Source organism: Massilia scottii (genome assembly GCF_030846495.1).
GTDB classification, from domain to species: domain Bacteria; phylum Pseudomonadota; class Gammaproteobacteria; order Burkholderiales; family Burkholderiaceae_D; genus Telluria_A; species Telluria_A violaceinigra.
On sequence record NZ_JAVCWM010000035.1, the window covers coordinates 24,522 to 42,970 of the forward strand.

Sequence of the window (18,449 nt, forward strand, 5' to 3'; positions counted from 1 at the left end):
ATGTTGGAACATGGCCAGGGAGAAGCAGAAGGAGTCCTCGTTCGAGGGTAAGGTGGTCCTCGTGACCGGTGCGGCAGGCGGCATCGGCCGAGCGGCCGCGGTGGCGTTCGGACGCGCTGGCGCGTGCGTGGTGGTGGCCGATACCTCGGTCGACGGCGGCCATGCGACGGCGGCGATGATCGTCGAAAACGGCGGCAAGGCGCTGTTCGTGCAGTGTAACGTCACGCGCGCGGCGGAAGTCGAAGCGCTGATCGACAAGACGGTGGCGTATTACGGGCGGCTCGATTGCGCGTTCAATAATGCGGGCATCGAGGAAGAGCACCAGCCGCTGGCCGATGCCGACGAAGCGCTGTTCGACCGCATCATGAACGTCAACGTCAAGGGCACATGGCTGTGCATGAAGTACGAGATTCGCCAGATGCTCAAGCAGGGCAGCGGGTCGATCGTCAACACGGCATCGGTGGCCGGCCTGGTCGGCGCGCCGACCCAGCCGATTTACGCCGCCAGCAAGCACGCTGTGGTGGGCATGACCAAGACCGCGGCGGCCGAGTATGCGCGCGAGGGGATTCGTATTAATAGTGTGTGTCCGGGCGTGGTCAATACGCCGATGATGGGCCGCGCACTGGAACGCGAACCGCTGCGCGAGAAAAAGCTGCGCAATGTGCATCCGATGGGCCGGTTCGCCGAGCCGGTGGAGATTGCCAATGCGGCGATGTGGCTGTGTTCGGACCAGAGCTCGTTCGTGACCGGGCATCAGCTGGCCGTGGATGGCGGGTTGACCGCGATTTGATCAGCTACCGTCGTTTCCGCCATCGGCGCAAGCGACGGTGACATGCGCGGAAACGACGACTACGCCGTACTCAACTCCGCCACAAAATCATACATATCCCCCCTGAAGTACGAGCGGCAAAACTCCACCGCGCGTCCATCCCTCAGGAACGCCAGCCGTTCCACGCACAAGCCCGCATCGCCTTCCTTCGACTGCAGCAGCTTGGCCTGCTCGGCATTGAGCAGCAGCGCCGATAACCGCTGCAGTGCGCGCGTAGGCCGGTTGCCGGCCGCTTCCAGCGCCTCGTACATCGACACCCCCACCACATCGAGCGATGGCAGGCAGGACGCCACGATGGTCGCGTACTCCAGGCACATCGGCAACTCGTCGGCATAGCGGATCCGGTTGAAGCGGTACACCGGCGCACCCGGCGAGAGCCGCAGGCGCAGGGCTTCCTCCGGCGTCACCGTCCCCTCCGAGCGTTTAAGCCACACGCTGCGCGGCGTGCGCCCGCGTGCCCGCATATCTTCCGAAAACGAGGTCAGCTTGGCGAAGTTCTTCTCGATCCGCGTGTTGATGAAGTTGCCCGAGCCGGGCCGCTTGACCAGCAAGCCCTCGCTCACCAGCCCGTCGATTGCCTTGCGCACCGTGATGCGCGAGATCGACAGGTCGAGCGCCAGTTGCCGTTCCGCCGGCAGGGCTTCGTCCGGGCCGAAGATGCGCTGGTCGATCGCTTCGCGCAGGGCGCGCTGCAATTGCTGGTACAGCGGCTGCGAGCTGGTCTGGGCCAGCGTCTGCATGATGTGGACAAGGGAAGTCATACCAATCTGCTTTCTTTCGTGAGGGTGGGACCACTTTTCCCGTCGCCTGGCGCAAATTCGCCACATCATGCAGTTGTCTCATTTGCATATAACGATAATACCAAAAAAAGACCGCAGGAATAGCCCTCCCTCTTGCAACTACGTCAAATTCGCCCCCAATGACCAGACCACTTGGCCAAAGTCCCAGTCCACCCGTGTGTTATCGAAACAACATATGAAAAAATTCGCTTAACTGGTAGTGTTCTGGTATTAAAGAGGAGTATATTGGCGTTAGATTGGTTTTAGACGTGGTTGTACCCGTAGCACATAAAAAGTCGTTGTTAAAAATGAACTGGCTTACTCACGGAGCCAACATCAAGGGGGAAGTAATGAAGCGCAATCAGTCAGTAGTGAATAAGAACGCAGAGCGTCCTGTATCGACCAGCCTGACGCCGGTAGCGTCGGCCGCAGCTATTCTGGTGTTGAGCATCGCCATGTCGGCCCAGGCCCAGGCCCAGGCGCCCGCCACGGCACCAGGCGTGGACCCGGAGGTCAAGGGTGAAGTGGTGGTCGTCACCGGTATCCGTGCGGCGATGCAGCAGTCGCTGAACCAGAAGCGCAATTCCGACAGCCTGGTCGAAGTCATTACTGCTGAAGACGTGGGCAAGATGCCCGACAAGAACGTGGCCGATTCCCTGCAGCGCCTGCCCGGCGTGAGCGTGGCCGCCGCCGGCGGCTCGGAAGGCAGCTTCGGCGAAAACGACCGCGTCGCCCTGCGCGGCACCCCGTTCGGCCTGACCCTCACCACCCTGAACAGCCACACCGTCTCGAGCGGCGACTGGTTTGCCGATAACATCATCGGCGGCGGCCGCAGCGTCAGCTTCTCCCTGTTTCCGTCCGAACTGATCGGCCGCGTGACGGTGCACAAAGGTTCGCAGGCCAACCTGCTCGAAGGCGGCGCCGTCGGCGTGGTCGACATCGAAACGCGCAAGCCGCTGGACTTCAAGAAGGGCCTGAGCGCGCAGATGAGTCTGGGCGCCGTGAATTCGCAAAACTCGGGCAAGAACGATGGCCAGTTCAACGGCCTGGTTAACTGGAAGAACGAGGCCGGCAACCTGGCCGTGATGGTCCAGGGCTTCCATGAAAAACGCACCCTGAGCCGCGTCGGCCAGGAAAACGGCATCTGGTACGATCCGGTCGATGCCGGCTCGTCCGTGGACAAGGGCGTGCCCGGTGCGTCGACCGCCATCAAGACCGATCCGGTCAAGGGCGCCAAGGCCAACTACCTGGGCGGTACAGCCTGGTTCGAGCAGGAGCGCACGCGCAAGGGCGGCCTGATCGACATCCAGTTCAAGCCGACCAGCGACATCACGCTCGACCTGACCGCATTCCATTCGCACCTCGACGCCCCCAACATCAACCACAACTTCATGCAGTCGCTGGGCCGCTTCCTGGCGCCGAACTGGGCGGCCAAGGATTTCCCTGCTGGTCACACCAGCGGCACCGTCAGTAACGGCGTGCTGACCCAGTTGACCGGTACCGTGCCGGCCAACTGCGGCGCGGTGTGCGGCACGATGTCGAGCGCGGTGCAGGAAGAATTCAGCCGCCCGATCGCCGAGAGCCAATCCAAGTTCGTCAACCTGGACGGCAAATGGCGCGTCAACGACAAGCTGACCCTGGCCGGCAAGGTCGGCTCGACCAAAGGCCTGGGCAATACCCAAAGCGGCGCGCTAGGCGTCTGGATGCCGTACACCGGCGGCAGCTACACCATGAACGGGCTCGACAAGGCGGTCACCTACGTGATCCCGGGCGCAGACAAGTTCTCGATCGGCGGCGGTCCTGATGGCAGCGGCAACGTGCCTTACACCTACGGCTCGCACGTGACCGCGATCGACAAGGAAGTCTACGGCCAGATCGACGGCACCTTCAAACTGGACCTGGCCAGCGTGCAGTCGGTCCAGTTCGGCGTGCGCGCTGCGGAGCACAAGCGCGACCTGACCGCCATCGGCATCAACGCCTTGCCAAGCCTGTCCCTGGTCAGCAACCTGCCGACGGGCGGCCTGACCTCGTTCCCGACCGAGTTCAACGACCTCGGCGCCAACGGCGCCGGCTGGTGGACCTTCTCGCGCGAAGCGGTCAACAGCTGGCTGAGCACCCATGCCAAGTACGAAGGCCACTTGAAGCAGAACGAATTCAAGATCAAGGAGCCGACCCGTTCGGCCTACGTGATGGCGAACTTCGGCGCCGACGGCATTTCGGGCAATGTCGGCGTGCGCGTGGTGCACACCAAGGAATCGGTCGAGCGCAACGAGATTGCACCGTCCGGCAACTTCGAGCCGCGTTTGTACAACAACACCTATCTCGACTTCCTGCCAAGCGCGAACTTCCGCATGGACCTGTCGAAGAACCTGGTGGCGCGCTTCTCGACCAGCCGCACGATGGCGCGTCCGGAGCTGGGCCAGATGGCCGGCACCGACCTGCGCGACGTGCAGGGCACCGGCAGCGCCGGCAATCCGAACCTGCGTCCGATCCGCGCCAACAATTTCGACCTGGGCGTGGAATGGTATTTCGCCGAGAAGTCGCTGCTGGCGGCCGGCGCGTTCTACTCGGCGCTGGACGGTTACGTAACCTACGGTTCGGGCACCGCGACCTTCTACAACCAGCTGCAGAAGAAGAACACCGTGTACCAGATCGACACCCCGCTCAACACCACGGCGGAAGTGAAGGGCATGGAGTTCTCGTATCAGCAGGCGCTGCCGGCGGGTTTCGGCGTGAATGCCAACTATACCTACACCCTGGGCAAGGAAACCGGCAAGGCGCCGGGTTCGATGTGCGGCGCGCTGACCTATGCCGACTGCACCCTGATCGGTACCTCGAAAAACGCCTACAACGTCGGCGCTTTCTATGAGCAGAACAAGGTCTCGGCGCGCCTGACCTACAGCTGGCGCTCGGGCTTCCTGAACGGCACCAGCCGCAATTCGGCCTCGTACCAGGCGTCGGTCGGTTCGCTGTCGGCATCGCTGGCGTACCAGATCAACGAGAACTTCAGCGTTACCCTCGACGGCAAGGACCTGAACAATCCGATGGTGCGTTCGGTAATCCACACCGCCGGTGCGATGGATGTGCCAGGTTCGCTGTACAAGAACGGCCGCCAGATCTATCTGGCGCTGCACGGCAAGTACTGAGGCTGAGATGGAGGGACTTCGGTCCCGCCGGAAAAGACGGGACGCTTGCGCGTCCCGTTGTTTTTGGTGCGCCCGGCACGACCGCACTGAGCGCATGCGGCAATGAAACGATGACGCCGGGGTGATTTATAGCCGGAATCCCGCTTCGCGCTGATGTCTGATCGATAAAACCAGAATGGCGTCCTGGTGTGCATCGTAGGCGTACAGCGCGATGTAGCCACTTTTCCCTTTTGAAATTACCAGCTCATGCAAGCCCACTTCGGCCGGCCTGCCAAGGAACGGATGCCGAGCAAGAATGTTGATGGCTTCATCGATCAAATCGAGCGTCTCGGAAGCGTTCAGATTGCTCGTGACGAGGAAGTTACTGATACGTTCAAGGTCGGCAATTGCCCGGGTCGAGTAACTTATTTTCGCCACGGCTTGGCCTCGGGCCTGGCTGCCTCACTATTGCTAAGGCGCTCGCGCAGATAGGTGCGCACATCGTCAGCGTCGTACCCCAGTCCGCTTTCCCGCATCTCGGCCAGGGCTGTCTGCGCCTGCGCAACAAACTCCGCTCGCTGCTCAGCCGCATCCGCGGCCTGGCTGATTGCCCCAACCATGAACGCATGCGTGCTGATGCCCAATTCCTCGGCTGCCGCGACCGCTCGTTCCTTGAGTTCGGGTGACAGTTTTAGTGATGTGGTTGGCATGATGAAGCAGCTCCAAAAAGAGGGTGTTACTAGGGTAGCACCGTTCTGTGAACGGGGGAAGCAACGTGCTTCAGAAACCTCCATAGCCGGAACAGGTACCAAGCTCAGAGTTCGGCAACATGCGATTAGTTCAACATCCATTCATCCTGTTTGAATTCGGTCAATCCCTGGACGCGTTAACGAAAAAAGGCGGGCCCGGCTTGCGCCGGAACCCGCCCGATCAGACGGCAATGCCGTGAATTACTTCGCTGCCGGAGCCGGAGCCGGAGCCGCTGCCACTGGCGCTGCCGTATCGGCCGGACGCTTGAGCCACATGGTCCAGTAACGCGCCAGGTCGCCGATGCCATCGTTACCCTTGATGGTTTCAAACGTCTTGATCGCATCGTCCTTGCGGCCGGCCTTGACGTACGCCATGCCCAGCTTGAGCTTGGCTTCTTCCGGACGCTTCAGGCCGCCCTTGGCGATGCCTTTTTCGATGCGCTCGATGCCCTTGTCGAATTCGTCCATGGTCACGTAGGCGTAACCCAGGTTCACCATGCCGGTGCCGTCTTTCATCTTGGCAGCGCTGGCTTCGCCGGTGGCGATATTCTTCGCATCGTCGGCCGCGGCCTTGCTGACGCGGTCGCGCAGCGACTTGTGCTTGGCGGCGTCGGCGCCGGTGCCCAGCACGTTGGCGGCGAAACCGGCATCAACCGCCTTCTTCGCTTCGACCGGGAAGCCGGAGCGCACCGCTTCTTCGGCCATGTTGACGTAGGTCTCGGCTTCCAGCTGTTTCAGCACGGTCGATTCCAGGCGGTATGCGTCGAGCAGCAGGCGCGAGTTGAAGCTGGTCTTGCCGTACATGCGGTGCAGCAAGTCCGCCCACAGGTCCTGGCTCGGGTAGGCGGCAATCAGCTTCTCCAGCGCGACCGTGTAGGCCGGCCAGTCTTTTTGCTTGCCGGCGATGGCGACCAGCAGGCGCAGGTCGCCCTCCGCCGGAGGGGTGCCAGCCTTTTCCAGTTCGGCCAGGTGGGTCTGGGCTTCGGTCTTGGCCGTGGCCAGATCGTTATTCAGGTAGTAGGCACGCGACATCGAGGCACGCACGCGCGACGGCGAACCGCCCTCGGCGATGTAGCGCTTCATCCATTCGATCGCCTTCGTATAGTTCTTGGCGTTGTTTTGCAGATTGCCCATCGCCAGGATGAATTCCGGCTTGTCGACCGCCGGCGTGCTTGGCGAGTTGATGATCGCTTCGAGCGAGCTCATTGTCATCGCTTCGTTGCCGCTGGCCGAACCGAGCGAGAATTTCATGCGCTCGATGACGTAGTTTTCGTACGGGGTGCGGTTGGCGTAGGCTTCCGCGGCAGTCAGTCTTTCCTGGACTTCCGTGAATTTCTTACCGTCGATCAAGACCTTGACGGCGGCCGGGTCCAGCAGCTTGTACAGCTCCGGACGCACGGTTTCAGGTTTGGTCGGAGCGGCACTGGTCGCAGGCGTGGCAGGAGCGGATTGCGCGGTGGCGCTGGTCATCAGGGCGGGTGCGGCGTTCAGGCCGATGGCGGCCAAGATCAGACTGATACGGGCAAGACGAAACTGGGACATGGAAAATCCTTCAATCAAAGACATAAAGACAGCCTGACGCTATAACGCATCAGCCCGCCGAACCGTGGACACGTAGCCTACATGGGCGTCGTCCGGTTGGTGCGAATTTCGGACGAAGCGCATATTGTTACATAAACTTCATTTTTGCACGCTGATTTCCGTGCGGACCGGTTCAGGCGCGCAAAAACGCCCGTCCGCGCTCGTCGAACAGATGGCAGTGCGCGGGCGGCAAATGCACCGCGATACGCTCGCCCGCGCGCAGCATGGCGCCGCCCTGCGGCTGGCGCAGCGCGATCAGGGCCGGGTCGCCCGCCATGCTGGCGTAGACGATGGTCTGGTCGCCCAGGTATTCGACGTGGCCGACCACGGCGCCGATCGCATTGGCCTGCGCACTGCCCGCCGGCAGCACCGTCATGTGCTCGGCGCGGATGCCGAGCGTGACCTTGTCGTCGATCATGGCGTCGCCGCCATCGGCGTCGGCATCGACCAGCGTGCCATCGGCCAGGCGCACGCGCACGCCGATGGCGCCGATATGCGCCACCCCGGCGGCGATGAAGTTCATTTTCGGGGCGCCCAGAAAGCCCGCCACGAACAGGTTGCCCGGATTGTTATACAGCTCGTACGGCGTGCCCACCTGCTCGATGCGCCCGCCGTTGATGACGACGATGCGCTCGCCCAAGGTCATCGCCTCGACCTGGTCGTGGGTCACGTAGATCATGGTGGTCTTGAGTTCCTTGTGCAGGCGGCTCAGTTCCACCCGCATCTGCACGCGCAGGCTGGCATCCAGGTTCGAGAGCGGTTCGTCGAACAGGAACACCTCGGGTTTGCGCACGATGGCGCGCCCGATCGCCACGCGCTGGCGCTGGCCGCCCGACAGCTCCTTGGGCCGGCGCTGCAGCAGATGGGTGATCTGCAAAATCCCGGCGGCGCGCCCGACCTGCGCCTTGAGCTCTTCGCCCTTGTGGCCGGCCAGCTTGAGCGCGAACGCCATGTTCTCGAACACCGTCATGTGCGGATACAGCGCATACGACTGGAATACCATGGCCAGTCCGCGCCTGGCCGGCGCGATATCGTTGGCCAGCAGGCCGCCGATATGCAGCTCGCCGCCGCTGATCTCTTCCAGCCCGGCGATCATGCGCAGCAGGGTCGATTTGCCGCAGCCGGACGGCCCCACGAAGACCACGAATTCGCCGTCGGCGATATCGAGGTCGATGCCGTGGATGATGGTCTGCTTGTCGTCGTAGCGCTTGACGACGCCCTTGAGGGTAACGGCGGCCATGCTCAGAGCGCCGTCGACGGCTTGGCGGCCGCCAGTTCGGCCTGCTGGCGTTCGCTGGCGCTCATCGGAATGATCTGCGACAGGATCGCCACCGGCACCGCGGCCGCCAGCACCCACAGGAAGAAGTTCTGGTACCCGAGCGCGATCTGGATGTCGCCGCTGACCCATTTGAACAGCGAGAAGCCCAGCTGCATGATCCCGGTCGCGAACGCATAGTGCGCGGTCTGGTATTTGCCCGGCGCGACCACCTGCATCATGTACAGGATCAGGCCGACGAAGCCGAAGCCGTAGCCGAACATCTCCACGCTGAGCGCCGCGCCGATCAGGGTCAGGTCGGTCGGCCGGGCGGTCGCCAGGAAGTAGAACACCAGGTTGGGCAGGTTCACCGCGAGGATCAGCGCCAGGATGGCGCGCTTGAGGCCCAGCCACGAGGTGAAGTAGCCGCCCGCGATACTGCCGATGACGAAGGCGACGGTGCCCGCGGTGCCGTACACGGCGCCCACTTCGGTGGTGCTCAGTCCCAGCCCGCCCAGATCGCGCGCCTCGCGCAGGAACAGCGGGCCGATGGTCTGCACCTGCGCTTCGCCCGCGCGGAACAGGATGATGAACAGGACCGATACCCAGATGCCCGGCTTTTTGAAAAAGTCGATGATCACTTCCCTGAGCGTGCGCGCGATCGCCTGCGCCGTGATGTCGGCGCTGGCCGGGTTCTTCGCCAGCGGCAGCGCCCAGCCGTTGTACAGGCCAAGCGTGATCATCATCGCCGCCAGGATGCAGAACACGATGGTCCAGGCCGAAGCCACGCCCATGGTTTTTTCGAAGTACCCGGCCAGCAGCAGCAGGCCGCCGGCCGAAATGAAGCGGCCGGCATTGAAGAAGGTACCGGTCCAGCCGGCGTAGGCCGCCTGTTCCTTCTGCGTCAGGCTGGAGATGTACAAGCCGTCGCAGGCCACGTCGTGGGTGGCCGAGGAGATGGCGACCAGCGTGAGCATGACGACGCAGGCGGCAAACCAGAACGGCATGTGCAGCGCCACCGCCACCAGCCCAAGGCAGACGCCCCCGATCAGCTGGAAGCTGACCACGATGATCTTCTTGCTGCTCGCCAGTTCGAGGAAGGGACTCCACAGCGGCTTGAAGATCCACGCCGACATGATGGCCGCGGTCCAGTGGGCGATGTCGTCGTTGGCCACGCCCATGCTCTTGAACATCTGGCCGGCCACCAGTGCGACCGCGAAGAAGGGCAGGCCCTGCGCGAAGTACAGGCTGGGCACCCAGGTCAGCGGGCTGCGTTCTTTTTTAGTTGTTTTAGTGAGATCCATCGACATCCTTGGGTGGGGTTTCTTGACAGCGTTACTTGACTGCGCCGTCCATGCCGCGCATGAAGAAGCGCTGCGTGAACAGGAAGGCGGCCAGCGTGGGCAGGATCGTCAGCACGGTGCCGGCGGCGATCACGCGGGTACTGCTGCCGAAGGTGCCGCGCAAATACAGCACACCCACCGACAGCGGAAATTCATCGGGCTTGCTCATCACGATCGAGGGCCAGATGTACTCGTTCCAGGCTTCGACCGCGGTCAGGATGCCGACCGTGGCCAGCCACGGCGCGATCAGCGGCAGCATGATCTTGCTGAAGATGATCCACTCCGAGGCGCCATCGACGCGGGCGGCATCGATCAGGTCTTGCGGCACTTCTTCAAAAGCCTGCTTGAGCAGCAAAATGGCCACTGCCGTGACCACGTTGGGCAAAATCACGCCGGTGTAGGTATCGACCAGCGACAGCTTGGTGACGGTGATGAAGTTCACCAGGAAGTTCACCTCCGACGGCAGCACCAGCGTCGCGAGGATCACGCCGAACACCAGTTTGCGGCCGCGGAAGTGCATGCGCGCCAGCGGATAGGCCGCCATCGAACACAGTGCCAGCTTCCAGAGCACGGTGCACACGGCGATCAGCACCGAGTTCTTGAAAAAGGCGAAAATCGGAATCGCGCGGAATACCTCCGCGAAGTTTTCCAGCGACGGCGCGCGGGGCCAGAACGTCGGCGGAAAGGCGAACACATTGCCTTCGGTCGATATCGCCGTGACCAGCGTCCACCAGAACGGGAACACGCACACCACGGCCAGCACGCACAGGATCAGGTAATGGCCGAACGTGGCCAGCGAACGCGCGCGCATCAGCGGTGCTTCGGTTTGAGGTAGCGCAGGCACACCAGCGCGATACCGATACAGATGCTCGACACCACCAGGCTGGCGGCGAGCGCGCGCGGCAGCTTGAGGTGCTTGAGGCCCTGGTCGTAGGCGTAGTACAGGGCGGTAAAGGTCGAATTCATCGGCCCGCCCTGGGTCAGCACGTCCACTTCCTGATAAGCCTTCAGTGCGGCCAGCACCGACAGGATCGTGCACACCGCAATGGTGGGCCTGAGCATCGGCACGGTGATCTTCCAGAACTGCTGCCAGCGGTTGGCGCCATCGAGCATGGCCGCTTCCTGCATGTCGGCGGGGATGGCCTGCAGCGCCGCCAGGTACATCACCATGTACCAGCCGAGGCCGCGCCACAGGGTGACGAACATGACGGCGAACAGCGCCAGGGTGTCGTCGATCAGCCAGCCGATGGGCGCGTTCGCCAGGCGCAGCTGCATGAAGACATAATTGAGGGTGCCCTGTTCGTGGAACATGAAGCCCCACATGATGCCGACCACCGACACCGTGGTCACCACCGGCACGTAGAAGGCGGCGCGGAACCAGCGGATGCCGGGCAGCTGGTTATTGACCAGCACCGCCAGCGCGATCGCACCGATCTGCACGAACGGCACCATCACCAGAAACAGCAGCGAGTTTTTCAGGCCCGTGACGAACATCTCGTTATCGAAGATGTAGCGGAAGTTGTCAAACCCGACGAACGACGTTGGCCGGATCAGGCTGTAATCGGTGAACGCGAGGAAGGAGCCGTAGGCCACCGGCCAGAACGAAAACACGGCCAGCAGCAGCAGTGCCGGTGCCAGGAACATCCATGCCTGCAGGGTGTGGCGCCGAGTATTCATCAGTGCAGCCTCTGTTTGGACAGCTTCTTGTTCCAGATCGCCACGGCCTGGTCGAGCGCCTGCTGCACGTCCTGCTTGCCGGTGACGCCCGCTTCGACGGCCTTGACCAGCGAGCGCCGGAGTTCGTCGTAATCGTCGATACCGGCCACATATAAAGTGTGCGAATGCGCCATCGAGCGCGCGCCCGCTTCCACGGCCTTTTCGGCCGCGCCGGCGTTGGCCGGCAGTGCGAGAAAATACGGGTCGGCGGCCGCCCTGACGGTGGTGGGGAACACGCTGGCCTGTTTGGCAAAGGCCAGCTGGTTGGCATCGCCCGTCAGGTACAGCGCGAACTTGCCGACCGCTGGAAGCAGCTTCGCGTCCACGCCTTTGGGTATCGCGAAATGAATCAGCCAGCCGCCATCGGCAATGCCGGTGGGGCCGAGCGGCGCCGGCGCCACGCTGGTGATGGCGTAGATCTCTTTCGCGTCGTTCTGGATGCGTTTGAGTGCCGTCGGTGGCGCCAGCAGCATGCCCAGGCGCCCGCCCTTGTAGGCGTCGACCACGGCGGGGAAGTTATCTTCGGCGAACAGGCTTTCTTTCAACAGGCCGCCGGCCTTGTAGGTCGCGGCGAGTTTCCGCACCAGCGCCACGTGCTGCGCCGAATTGAACACCGCCTTGCCATCCTTGATGACGGCCAGGCCCTGCCACATGAACAGGCCGTCGATTTTCGACAGCGCCGGAGCAATGCCGGCCTTGCCGGTGCGCGCTGCGATCTGGCGCGCGAAGGCAAGCTGCTCGTCGAAGCTTTGCGGACCGCGCGTCAGTCCCGCGTCCTTGAAGATAGTCTGGTTATAGGCGATCACGGCGACGTTGCTGTACATCGGGAAGCCGTAGGTCTTGCCCTTGAAGCGCAGGTCTTCCAGGGTGCTGGGGATGTAGCTGGCTTTGGATGCGCCGAGCAGGGCGTCGACGGGCGTGAGCAGTTCGTCGCGCGCGTATTCGTCGGCCCAGGGCACGTTCAGGTTGACCAGCGCCGGCGGCGTGCCGGCCACGATGCGCGTAACCAGCTTGGTCTGGATGACATCCCACGGGAAATCGATCCATTCGATCTTCACGCCCGGATTGGCGGCCTCGTAATTGCGCGCCACCGATTCGAAAAACGGCGTGAACTTGGGCTTCATGCTGAAGGTCCAGAACTCGATTTTCGTCTCGGCGGCGGCCGCCGAAGCCGCCAGCCCCAGTGCCATCAATGCCGTCAGTAGTATCGTTTTCATTGATGGCGCAGTCGCGTCAGTTGGTCTTGGTGACTTTGCTGAGGTGGCGTGGACGGTCCGGGTCCATGCCGCGCGCTTTCGACAGGTGCGCCGCCATCACATAGAACGCCTGCACGGCGACGATCGGGTCGAGGTCCGGGGTGGCGGCGGTCGGCAAGGTCAGGTCGCGCTCGGGCACGTCGGCGGGCGCGGCCAGCAGCACGCGCGCGCCGCGGGTGCGCATTTCGGCTGCCAGCGCAATCAGGCCGGCCTGGGTCGGTCCGCGCGTTGCGAAAATGAGCAGCGGATAACCGTCTTCGATCAAGGCCATCGGGCCGTGCTTGATTTCGGCGCCGCTGAACGCTTCCGCCTGCAGGGCCGAGGTTTCCTTGAACTTGAGCGCCGATTCGAGCGCGATCGGAAAACTGATGCCGCGTCCGACCACCATGATGTTGCGGGCCGGCGTGAGCACTTCCAGCGCCGGCGACCAGTCCACCTCGGTGGCGCGGCGCAATGCCTCGGGCAGGGCGGCCAGCCCTTCGGTCAGTTCAGGGTCGTTCTGCCACTGCGCGACAAGGCGCGCACCGGCTACGAGACTCGTGATGAAGCTCTTGGTGGCGGCCACGCTTTGCTCTTTGCCTGCGCGCAGCGGCATTGCCCATTCGGCGGCGGCGGCCAGGGGCGAATCGATATCGTTGACCAGCGCAATGGTGGTGGCGCCGCCGTCGCGGAAGTAGCGGATCGGTTCGACCACGTCCGGACTCTGGCCCGATTGCGAAATGGCGATGGTGAGCGTGTCGCGCGTGACCAGCGGCGACTTGTACAAGGTCACCAGCGACATCGGCAGGGACGCGACGATGCGGCCCATGCGCGCCATGATCAGGTAGGCGCAGTAATTGGCGGCGTGGTCGGAACTGCCACGCGCCACCGTCAGCGCGGTGTTGAAGGTGGTGGTCCTCAGCTTGCGGCCCAGTTCCGCGTAGCGTTCGACGTCGTTTTCCAGTTGCAGGGCGACGCAGTCGGCGGCGGACATGGCTTCTTTAAGCATCAGTGAGGTCACACTTTTCTCCTTCGATATAGACAGCTTTGATTTTCAGGTCGCGGTCCAGGACCACCATGTCGGCAAAGGTGCCCGGTGCCAGGCGTCCGCGTTCGGTTTCGCCGAGGTAGTCGGCGGCGTAGGTCGACACCCGGTGCGATGCGTCTTCCAGCGACAGGCCCAGGCTCACCAGGTTGCGCAGTGCCTGGTCCATGGTCAGGGTGCTGCCGGCCAGGGTGCCGTCCGGCAGGCGCACGCCGCCCATGCATTTCTGCACGCTGTGGCGGCCAAGCTTGTAGTCGCCGTCGGGCATGCCGGTGGCGGCGGTGGAATCGGTGACGCAGTACAGGTGCGGGATCGAGCGCAGCGCCACCTTGATGGCGCCCGGGTGCACGTGCAGCAGGTCGGGAATCAGTTCGGCGTACTGCGCATGCGCCAGCGCCGCGCCGACCATGCCCGGCTCGCGGTGATGCAGGCCGCTCATGGCGTTGAACAGGTGCGTGAAGCCGGCCGCGCCGTGCTCCAGTGCGGCCACGCCGTCTTCGTACGATCCGAGCGTGTGCCCGATCTGCACGCGGATGCCGGCATTACTGAGTTCGCGCACCAGGTTCAGGTGGCCGGCGATTTCCGGGGCCACGGTAATGAGGCGCATCGGCGCATAGCTGCCCAGCTGCTGCACTTCGGCCAGGGTGGCGGCGCGCGCGTAGTTCGGCTGCGCTCCCAGCTTGCCGGAGTTGATGTACGGGCCTTCCAGGTGCACGCCGAGGATGCGCGCCGCGCCTTGGCGGCGCGCGGCGCAGGCGGCGCCGATGGCTTTGAGCGCGGCCGTGATTTCGTGCGGCGGCGCGGTCATGGTGGTGGCCAGCAGGCAGGTGGTGCCGTGCTTCGCATGCATGGCGGCGATCACGTGGGGCGCGTCGCCGGCCTCCATGATGTCCTTGCCGCCACCGCCGTGCACGTGCAGGTCGATGAAGCCGGGGATGACGTAGTCGTCGCCGTTGACGGATGGATCGACCGCGCCGCCGCTGATGCTGGTGACGCGTTCGCCGAAGCTGATCGCGCCGTTGATCCAGCCGCTGGTGGTCAGGATATTGCCATTGATTGCATCGCTCATCGGCGCGACTCCGCTACGAATTCATAGTAATCACTGCGGCAGAACGAGTGGGTCAGTTCCACCGCCGCGCCGCTGTCCAGGTAACTCACACGGGTAATGTGCAGCATTGCCGCACCCGGTGCCAGGCCGGCCAGGCGCGCCTGCTCCGCGTTGGCGTTGACGGCGCGGATATGCTGCAGCGCGCGCATCGGAATGGCGCCGCGTGCCTCGAGATAGCCGTACAGCGAATCGGTCACCCCGTGCGGGTCGGGCATGTGGATGGCCGGAATGGTGGTCGTTTCGATCGCCATCACCACGTCGTCGGCGGTGCGCAGGCGGCGCAGGCGCGCCACCGGCATGTTCGGCGACAGGCCCAGCGAGAGCAGTTCCAGCGGGGCGGCCACGCCGATCTCGCGTTCGAGCCAGCGCGAGCCGGCGGTGAAACCGCGCTGGCTCAGTTCTTCCGAAAAGCTGGTCAGGCGCGAGAGCGGCTGCTCCAGTTTGGGCGTGATGTAGGTACCGGAGCCGCGCCGGCGCGTGAGCATGCCGCGGTCGCACAGCATGTCGATGGCCTTGCGCGCGGTGACGCGCGAGATGTCGAGCATGTCCGAGAGCATGCGCTCGGACGGCAGCGCTTCGTTGGCGCGCCAGTCGCCGCTGGTAATGCCGGCCGATAGTTTGTTCGCCAGCTGCATGTACAGCGGGGTGACGCTGTCGGCGTCGGGCTTGAAATCGCTAAGCTGCGCAAGCATGGTTAGTGTCCTCTCACGTGGAGTTCGATCATGCGCAGCGCGCCGCTGGCGGAGTCGCCCAGGGGAGCGACGCTGCGTGCCAGCAGGTCTGGCGGCAGGTAAGCGCGCAGCGGCGCGCCAAGGCCGCCGCACAGGGCCAGCGGCAGTTGTCCGGATGGGTCGAGCGCGTGCGCCATCAATGCCACTTCGCGCCCGGCGTCGGCCAGGATGGCGCGCGCGGTGTCGCAGCTGTCGGCATGGGCCACCACCAGCGGGGCAAGCGAGGCAAAGACGGTCTGGGTGGCGCCGCCGATCCAGACCTGGATCGCGTTGCGTTGGCCGCCACAGGCGTCGATCACCGCTTGCGCGAAGGCGCTGTGCGGCGCGCGGCCGTCGATGACTTTTTCGATGTGGGCGATGGCGCGCAGGCCCATCCAGCCGCCGCCGGCTTCGTCGCCGGTCGGGAATCCCCAGCCGCCCACTTCGCGCAGGCTGCCGTCGGCCAGCAAAGCCTGGCCCACGCTGCCGGTGCCGATGGCGACGATGGTGCCCGGTTTGCCGCCGTGCGCGCCCATCAGCGTGGTGAAGCCGTCGTTCTCGAGGCGCAAGGCGCCGAAACCGGGATCGGCGGCGATGAATTGTTCGGCCCACTGCGGATTGTGCACGCCGGCCAGGCCCAGGCCGATGGCGATGCCGGCATTGGCGGGTGGCGCGATGCCGGCCGCACCGAAGGCCGAGGCAACCGCCTCGGCGACCGAGTTCCACGCCTGCGCGATGCCGAGCGAGAGGCCGGACGGCCCGCCCTGGCCTTGTGCCAGCTGGCTGCCGTCGGCGCGCGCCAGGCGCACCCTGGTACCGGTTCCACCGCCATCGACGCCGATGAGATATTCGATCATGTGTGTTGTTGTCCGGGTTCTGAAGTGGGGAAGGTGTGGGCACTATATGATCGCCTAACCACCTTGTCAACAGGTATTTAAGTGGTATTGTAAAATAGCGAATTGGCATTGGGTGCGGAGTGTAAAAAAATGCGCCAAGTCGCTGTTTTATAAGGATTTTTAAAATTAATCGAATGGTATTAATGCGCTTGTGGATTAGTGCCAATTTGGTATGGCCGCGCAGGCGCGCGGACGTAAACGCAAGGTGGGCACCATCGGTGCCCACTGCGCTGAAAAACCGTGCCGGCGGCGTCTAGTTGCGCGACGTGCTCGCGCCTTTGCGGTCGTAGTGCATCAGTTGCGCGGCGGCGCTGGCGTTCGGCTTGACCCGCACTTCGGCGCTGCCCGATCCGCGCACGCTCACGCTGGCCTGTTGCGCCACCAGGTTTTCGCCGTCGACGCTGCCCGAGCCGCTCAGGTCGGCGGTGAGTGCGCCGACCGTGCCTTCGATGTCGATCTCGCCCGAACCGGCCACCACCAGGCGCGCCTTATCGGCGCGCAACTGCTTGACCGTCAGCTCGCCTGAGCCGTGGACTTCACCCGAGAATTGCCCGGTACCGCCCGGAACGCAGGCTTCGCCCGAGCCGCGCAGCACGGCGCTGCTGCGTTCGACGGCCAGGCCGCAGGCTTCGATGTCGCCCGAGCCGTGCGCGTCGACCTGCAAGGTGCGCGCGGCACCGGCCAGTTTGACGTCGCCCGAGCCTTTCATGGTCAGGTTCAGCTTGCCGGTTTTGAGCTGGTACACATCCACGTCGCCCGAGCCGCTCAGGTTCATTGCGAACTGCTCGCCTTCGACCTGGCTGAGCGACACGTCGGCGCTGCCCGCATTGGCCAGGCTGCGCAGGCCGGGCGCCACGATGGTGATGGTGGCGCGCTCGTCGTCGTTGAAGCTGATGTTGATGCCGCTGCGCGAACGCGGGCGCACGATCAGGGTGTCGCCCTTGACGATGGTTTCGATACGCTCCAGTTCCTTGCGTTGGCCCGACAGTTCGAGCGCTTGCGTGCCCTGGCCGGTGATCACCACTTTATAAGGGCCGGACAGTTCGATCGCGTGGAAGGGGGCGACCTTGCGCACGTCGGAGATGGTCTCGGCATGGCTGGCCGCGGCGGCGCAGAGCAGGGTGGCGAAGGTGGCTTGCTTGAGTAAGGTTGTCATGGCGTGTCTGCCGCTGGCGGCGTTGAGTTCGGAACATGAACGATACGGCCAGGGGCGCGGGCGCGCGAGCGAAAATCGACAGATGGTCGAATCGGCGGCTTGAACGGTCAGGATGGGGGAATGGCAGGAGGGGGCAGGGCGGGGGCGAGGCGGGGAGGTCGGAAAACCCGAGGGGGCGTCAGGTTTTCCGGTTTGACAGGTACTGCGCAGGTACTGCGGGCGAACGGTCGGGGCGGACCGCGCGCTTAGTGCTCGTACTGTATTAGTTCTTGTACTGTTCCAGCTGGATGGCGAAAGCGGTCTTGTAGTTCTTGACGAATTCGACGGCTTCGGCGCTCACATCGCTGCGGCTGCGCGACTGGTTGATGGTCACGGCTGGCACGCTCAGGCTCGATGCGGCAGCTGCGGAAACCGCGGTGCTGGCGGCAGGTGCGTCGGCGGCAAAGGCGGAACCGGTCAGGACCAGGGCTGCTACGGCGGTAAACAATGTCGATGCTTTCATAATATTTCTCCAGTATTAAGTCAACGTCGCGATTGTCTGCGGCGGTAAGAGCGGCGCTCTTTGAATAAGGTCAGTGTATTGCGTCTGATTGATCCGAAAAAGGTCGATTGACGCAATGCACAATTGCGGAATTCGCAATAATCAAGCTCAGTTTTTGGACATGTCCAACTGATTCGATAGCGTCGGGCGCGCATTCTTGGCCGCTTCCAGCGCTTCGGCGCGCACTTCGGCGCGGGTGCGGCTCGATGGGGCGGACAGTTCCGGCACGTTCAGGCGGGTGGCGCTGATGCTGCTTGCAGCAGCGCTCACACTCGCATTGGCCACCGTTGCGTCGGCAGCAACAGCGGAACCAGCAAAAAACACGGCAACAGCAGCAACGAAAGACAATGATTTCATGGTGTTTCTCCAGTAATTGAGTGA

At 63.7% G+C, this 18,449-nt stretch carries 18 protein-coding genes; 2 read left to right on the top strand and 16 right to left on the bottom strand.

Annotated features, from left to right (window positions below; all coding sequences use genetic code 11):
- Window positions 1–10: 10 nt before the first annotated feature.
- A complete protein-coding gene (locus RBA41_RS30040) occupies window positions 11–790 on the top strand; it encodes an SDR family oxidoreductase (protein ID WP_306628033.1) in 780 nt (259 codons plus the stop codon).
- 59 nt (window positions 791–849) lie between these two features.
- Here the strand turns inward: RBA41_RS30040 and RBA41_RS30045 are convergent, their stop codons facing one another.
- Entirely contained in the window at window positions 850–1,590 is a 741-nt protein-coding gene (locus RBA41_RS30045) for a GntR family transcriptional regulator (RefSeq protein ID WP_099874756.1), read from the bottom strand.
- A gap of 389 nt (window positions 1,591–1,979) precedes the next feature.
- On the opposite strand from RBA41_RS30045, the gene RBA41_RS30050 reads away from it, so the two are divergent.
- Complete coding sequence (locus RBA41_RS30050) at window positions 1,980–4,754, top strand: TonB-dependent receptor (protein ID WP_306628034.1); 2,775 nt, start codon at window positions 1,980–1,982, stop codon at window positions 4,752–4,754.
- A gap of 126 nt (window positions 4,755–4,880) precedes the next feature.
- Here the strand turns inward: RBA41_RS30050 and RBA41_RS30055 are convergent, their stop codons facing one another.
- The 15 genes from RBA41_RS30055 to RBA41_RS30125 all read right to left on the bottom strand — a co-directional run bounded on the left by RBA41_RS30055 (window position 4,881) and on the right by RBA41_RS30125 (window position 18,425).
- Window positions 4,881–5,171, bottom strand: a complete 291-nt coding sequence (locus tag RBA41_RS30055; protein WP_306628035.1) for a type II toxin-antitoxin system RelE/ParE family toxin — start codon at window positions 5,169–5,171, stop codon at window positions 4,881–4,883.
- The gene (locus RBA41_RS30060; RefSeq protein ID WP_306628036.1) at window positions 5,159–5,443 is read right to left on the bottom strand and encodes a hypothetical protein; all 285 of its coding nucleotides are present in this window, start codon (window positions 5,441–5,443) and stop codon (window positions 5,159–5,161) included. The genes RBA41_RS30055 and RBA41_RS30060 overlap by 13 nt, the downstream gene beginning before the upstream one ends.
- A gap of 240 nt (window positions 5,444–5,683) precedes the next feature.
- Complete coding sequence (locus RBA41_RS30065; protein ID WP_306628037.1) at window positions 5,684–7,024, bottom strand: tetratricopeptide repeat protein; 1,341 nt, start codon at window positions 7,022–7,024, stop codon at window positions 5,684–5,686.
- 172 nt (window positions 7,025–7,196) lie between these two features.
- A complete protein-coding gene (locus tag RBA41_RS30070; protein WP_306628038.1) occupies window positions 7,197–8,303 on the bottom strand; it encodes an ABC transporter ATP-binding protein in 1,107 nt (368 codons plus the stop codon).
- A 2-nt stretch (window positions 8,304–8,305) separates the two neighbouring features.
- Window positions 8,306–9,622 (bottom strand): MFS transporter, encoded by a 1,317-nt coding sequence (locus tag RBA41_RS30075; RefSeq protein WP_306628039.1) that lies wholly within the window; start codon window positions 9,620–9,622, stop codon window positions 8,306–8,308.
- 31 nt (window positions 9,623–9,653) lie between these two features.
- Complete coding sequence (locus tag RBA41_RS30080; protein WP_306628040.1) at window positions 9,654–10,472, bottom strand: carbohydrate ABC transporter permease; 819 nt, start codon at window positions 10,470–10,472, stop codon at window positions 9,654–9,656.
- On the bottom strand, window positions 10,472–11,338 hold the full coding sequence (locus tag RBA41_RS30085) for a carbohydrate ABC transporter permease (RefSeq protein ID WP_306628041.1): 867 nt from the start codon (window positions 11,336–11,338) through the stop codon (window positions 10,472–10,474). The genes RBA41_RS30080 and RBA41_RS30085 overlap by 1 nt, the downstream gene beginning before the upstream one ends.
- Complete coding sequence (locus RBA41_RS30090; protein ID WP_306628042.1) at window positions 11,338–12,594, bottom strand: ABC transporter substrate-binding protein; 1,257 nt, start codon at window positions 12,592–12,594, stop codon at window positions 11,338–11,340. Before RBA41_RS30090 ends, RBA41_RS30085 begins: the two co-directional genes overlap by 1 nt.
- A gap of 16 nt (window positions 12,595–12,610) precedes the next feature.
- The gene (locus RBA41_RS30095) at window positions 12,611–13,621 is read right to left on the bottom strand and encodes an SIS domain-containing protein (protein ID WP_306628068.1); all 1,011 of its coding nucleotides are present in this window, start codon (window positions 13,619–13,621) and stop codon (window positions 12,611–12,613) included.
- On the bottom strand, window positions 13,614–14,726 hold the full coding sequence (gene nagA / locus RBA41_RS30100; RefSeq protein WP_306628043.1) for an N-acetylglucosamine-6-phosphate deacetylase: 1,113 nt from the start codon (window positions 14,724–14,726) through the stop codon (window positions 13,614–13,616). Before nagA ends, RBA41_RS30095 begins: the two co-directional genes overlap by 8 nt.
- Window positions 14,723–15,457, bottom strand: coding sequence for a GntR family transcriptional regulator (locus tag RBA41_RS30105; protein WP_054266873.1), 735 nt, complete (start codon window positions 15,455–15,457; stop codon window positions 14,723–14,725). Before RBA41_RS30105 ends, nagA begins: the two co-directional genes overlap by 4 nt.
- 2 nt (window positions 15,458–15,459) lie before the next feature.
- Entirely contained in the window at window positions 15,460–16,332 is an 873-nt protein-coding gene (locus tag RBA41_RS30110; protein ID WP_306628045.1) for a glucosamine kinase nucleotide-binding domain-containing protein, read from the bottom strand.
- 292 nt (window positions 16,333–16,624) lie between these two features.
- Window positions 16,625–17,527 (bottom strand): head GIN domain-containing protein, encoded by a 903-nt coding sequence (locus RBA41_RS30115; protein WP_306628046.1) that lies wholly within the window; start codon window positions 17,525–17,527, stop codon window positions 16,625–16,627.
- Window positions 17,528–17,789: 262 nt separating this feature from the next.
- Window positions 17,790–18,029 carry a hypothetical protein gene (locus RBA41_RS30120; protein WP_306628047.1) on the bottom strand — a complete coding sequence of 80 codons (240 nt, stop codon included), beginning with the start codon at window positions 18,027–18,029 and terminating at the stop codon, window positions 17,790–17,792.
- Between the two features lie 147 nt (window positions 18,030–18,176).
- Complete coding sequence (locus RBA41_RS30125) at window positions 18,177–18,425, bottom strand: hypothetical protein (RefSeq protein WP_306628048.1); 249 nt, start codon at window positions 18,423–18,425, stop codon at window positions 18,177–18,179.
- Between the last annotated feature and the right edge of the window lie 24 nt (window positions 18,426–18,449).